4 protein-coding genes are annotated in these 3,678 nt (G+C 66.3%); 3 read left to right on the forward strand and 1 reads right to left on the reverse strand.

The window, feature by feature from the left end:
- Positions 1 to 8: 8 nt before the first annotated feature.
- Complete coding sequence (locus tag AKL29_RS07820) at positions 9 to 839, forward strand: TIGR01459 family HAD-type hydrolase (protein ID WP_244481834.1); 831 nt, start codon at positions 9 to 11, stop codon at positions 837 to 839.
- Positions 840 to 865: 26 nt separating this feature from the next.
- Complete coding sequence (locus AKL29_RS07825) at positions 866 to 1,879, forward strand: class II aldolase/adducin family protein (protein ID WP_244481826.1); 1,014 nt, start codon at positions 866 to 868, stop codon at positions 1,877 to 1,879.
- Positions 1,880 to 1,907: 28 nt separating this feature from the next.
- Here AKL29_RS07825 and ilvA read toward each other — a convergent pair whose 3' ends face one another.
- Positions 1,908 to 3,449 (reverse strand): threonine ammonia-lyase, biosynthetic, encoded by a 1,542-nt coding sequence (ilvA, locus tag AKL29_RS07830; protein WP_050383704.1) that lies wholly within the window; start codon positions 3,447 to 3,449, stop codon positions 1,908 to 1,910.
- A 37-nt stretch (positions 3,450 to 3,486) separates the two neighbouring features.
- Here ilvA and AKL29_RS43970 point away from each other — a divergent pair.
- Positions 3,487 to 3,678: hypothetical protein (locus tag AKL29_RS43970; protein ID WP_210168321.1), on the forward strand; the 192-nt coding region annotated here is incomplete at its 3' end.

A 3,678-nucleotide genomic window follows, 5' to 3' on the forward strand; every position in this document is an offset into this window, starting at 1 on the left:
TTCACGCCATCGCCGACCGCTTCGATCATGTGCTGCTCGACCAGTGGGGCACGCTGCATGAGGGACTGGCGGTGTTCCCCGCGGCGCTGGAGTGCGTGGCGCGGCTGCGCGAAGCCGGCAAGCGGATCCTGATCCTGTCCAATTCCGGCAAGCGCGCCGGCAGCAACCAGCGGCGGCTCGCGACGCTCGGCTTGCCGTCCGACGCCTATGACGGCGTGCTGTCCTCGGGCGAGGTCACCTGGCGCGGCCTGCATGCGCGCGAGCAGGCGCCCTTTGCCGAGCTCGGACGCGCCTGCTTCCTGATCTCGCGCGACGGTGACCGCTCGATCGTCGACGGCACCGACCTTGTGGTGGTCTCGAACATGCGCGAGGCCGATTTCATCCTGCTCGGCGGTCTCGACGATGACGCGGCCGAGCCCGAGCGATGGCGTGAGCCGCTGGCAACCGCTGCCGCACGCCAGTTGCCGATGCTGTGCGCCAATCCTGATCTCGTGATGTTCGGCGTCGCGGGCCTGATCCCCGCGCCGGGCGCGCTCGCTGCATTCTATCATTCGCTTGGCGGCACCGTGCTGTTCGTCGGCAAACCGCATCCGCCGATGTTTGCCGCCGCGCTCGATCAATTGGGGCATCCGCCGCCGGAACGGATCCTCGTCATCGGCGACTCCCTCGATCACGATATCGCCGGTGGACGCACCGCCGGCATGCTGACCCTGCTGATCGGCTCCGGCGCCCACCGCGCGACGCTTGCGCAGGCGAGCGATCTGCCGCGGGCGATCAAGACCGTAGCCGGCACAGCGGCGCGGATGCCGCACTGGACGATGGACCATCTGACCTGGTGAGAACAGCCCCGATGCGACGGCCTCAAATGATGGATGAACTGCGCCGCATGTCGGCACGCGTCGGCAGGAATATCCTGCTGGTGCAAGGCGCCGGCGGCAATTCGTCGGTCAAGGATGGCGACGTGCTGTGGGTGAAGGCGTCAGGTACCTGGCTCGCCGATGCCGAGGACAAGGAGATTTTCGTGCCGGTCGCCTTATCGGCCGCGCGCGCGGCGCTGATGCATGGCGACGAACGCGTGCCGCTGGCGCCGAACGCCGGGACGACGCTGCGCGCCTCGATCGAGACCTCGCTGCATGCGTTGATGCCGCAGCGGATCGTGCTGCACGTCCATTCCGTCAACACCATCGCATGGGCGGTGCGCATCGACGCCCGCGACGAATTTGCCCGGCGCCTGGATGGATTGGCGTGGCGTTACCTCGACTATCATCACCCGGGGCTGCCGCTCGCGCGCGCCGTCAGCGCGGCGATCGCGCGGGATGCGGTCGACGTCCTGATCCTTGGCAATCACGGCCTGGTGGTCGGTGCAGACACTTGCGACGCGGCGGAGGCGTTGGTGGCCGACGTCGAGAGACGCCTCGCGCTGGAGCAGCGCAGCGCGCCGTCGGCAGATCATGACGCGCTCCGGACGATCAGTGCAGGCACCAATTATCGCCTGCCGCAGGATCCTCGCGGCCACGACATCGCCACCGACCGTTACAGCCGCGCGATCGCGACCAGCGGCTCGTTGTATCCCGATCACGTCGTCTTCCTTGGCCCGGGCCTGCCGGTCCTGGAGCATCGCGAGAAGCTGAGCGGCATGATCGCGCAGACCACCGCGAACGGACTGCCGCCGCCGGTTGCGCTTCTTGTCCCTGACCTCGGCAGCCTCATCCGCGAGGATGCGAGTGACGGCGCGGAAGCCATGCTGAGCTGTCTCGCATTGGTCACCTGCCGCCTGCCCCTGACCGCACGGGTCAACTATCTGACAGCAGAGAATGAGCATGCGCTGCTGAACTGGGACGCCGAGCGCTATCGCCAGCAACTGACGGCCGATCGCTGACCGTTGGCCAACAGAGACGCTCGCCGCTTCATCCCTTCTCGGCGGAGAGAAACAGGCGATAGGCCGGATTTTCGCTCTCGTTCCAGTAGGGATAGCCGAGCGCATCCAGCGCCTGAACGAACCGGGCGCGCTCGTGAGGCTTGACCTCGATCCCCGCCAGAATGCGTCCGTAGTCGGCGCCGTGATTGCGATAGTGGAACAGCGAAATATTCCAGTCCGGCGCCAGGCTCTCGAGGAATTTCAGCAACGCGCCGGGACGCTCTGGAAACTCGAAGCGGTAGATGACCTCGTCCTTGAGCAGCGGAGCGCGACCGCCCACCATGTAGCGCACATGGTCCTTGGCCATCTCATTCTCGCTCAGATCGAGGATCGGATAGCCTTCGCGCCGAAGCAGCTCCATGACTTCCCGCTTCTCGACCTCGCCGCGGCTCAGCGCGATGCCGACGAACAGTTGCGCCGGCGCGGTGGTCTCGGCAAAGCGGTAGTTGAATTCCGTGATCGCGCGCGAGCCGAGGATGCGGATGAAGTGCCGATAGCTGCCCGGCTTCTCCGGCACGGTCACGGCAAGCAGCGCCTCGCGATGTTCGCCGACCTCGGCGCGGTCGGCAATGGTGCGCAGCCGGTCGAAATTCAGATTGGCGCCGCTGTTGACGGCAATCAGGCTTCCGTCGCTCAGCGCGCCGCGCTCGGCATAGAGCTTGAGGCCGGCGAGCGCCAATGCCCCGGAAGGTTCGGCGACCGATCGCACGTCGTCGAAGATGTCCTTGATGGCGGCGCACATGGCATCGGTGTCCACCGTGACAACCTCGTCGAGCAGGTCGCGGCAGAGCCGGAAGGTCTCGGTTCCCACCTTGCGGACGGCGACACCGTCGGCGAACAGTCCGACCTGATCCAGCGCGACGACATTGCCCTTGGCGAGCGCGGCCGCCATCGACGCGGCGTCCGCCGGCTCGACGCCGACGACCTTGATCGACGGGTTGAGGAACTTCACGAAGGCAGCCACGCCGGCCGCCAGTCCGCCTCCGCCGATCGGCACGAAGATCGCCTCGATCGTATCGGGATGCTGGCGCAGGATCTCCATCCCGACCGTTCCCTGGCCGGCGATCACATCGGGATCGTCGAACGGATGCACAAAGGTCAAACCACGCGCGGCCTCGATCTCCCTGGCCTTGGTCTGTGCGTCGTCGAACGTATCGCCATGCAGGACAACGTCACCGCCCAAGCGCCGGACGGCCTCGACCTTGATGGCGGGCGTCGTCCTCGGCATGACGATCGTCGCCGGAATCCCAAGCTTGCGCGCCGACAGCGCCACGCCCTGCGCATGATTGCCCGCCGAAGCGCAAATGACGCCCAGCCTGCGCTGCGCGTCCGGCAGCCTGACGATCTTGTTGTAGGCGCCGCGAAGCTTGAACGAGAAGATCGGCTGGAAGTCTTCCCGCTTCAGCAACACCGTGCGCGACAATCGTTCGGAGAGCCGCGGCATGGGATCGAGCGGCGTTTCGACCGCCACGTCGTAGACCCGTGCGGTCAGGATGCTTTGGGCGTAGTCGCGGAGCGCATTAGAGGTCATCGGGTCGCTTCTGCCGATGGGAGGCAATCCTTATCGGTTGCACCTGCCCATCGTCGGCGCCGACCTGGCGAGCAGACGGCACGGAGCCGCCGCTACATCCAGCTCGAAGCATCGCACGGCCGAAGGCTCGAGTGAAGCCAAGACCGCCGGATCAATCGCCTGGCCGAGCGCATATGAAGTCATCTGGGCCGTCGCATGGGCGCCGCCAAAATATCGAAAACAACCCCAT

The organism is Bradyrhizobium pachyrhizi (genome assembly GCF_001189245.1).
GTDB lineage: Bacteria > Pseudomonadota > Alphaproteobacteria > Rhizobiales > Xanthobacteraceae > Bradyrhizobium > Bradyrhizobium pachyrhizi.

Excerpts from the sequence above, each read along its gene's own strand:
- AKL29_RS07825 (WP_244481826.1), top strand. The coding sequence starts at position 866 with ATGATGGATGAACTGCGCCGCATGTCGGCACGCGTCGGCAGGAATATC.
- ilvA (WP_050383704.1), bottom strand. The coding sequence starts at position 3,449 with ATGACCTCTAATGCGCTCCGCGACTACGCCCAAAGCATCCTGACCGCA.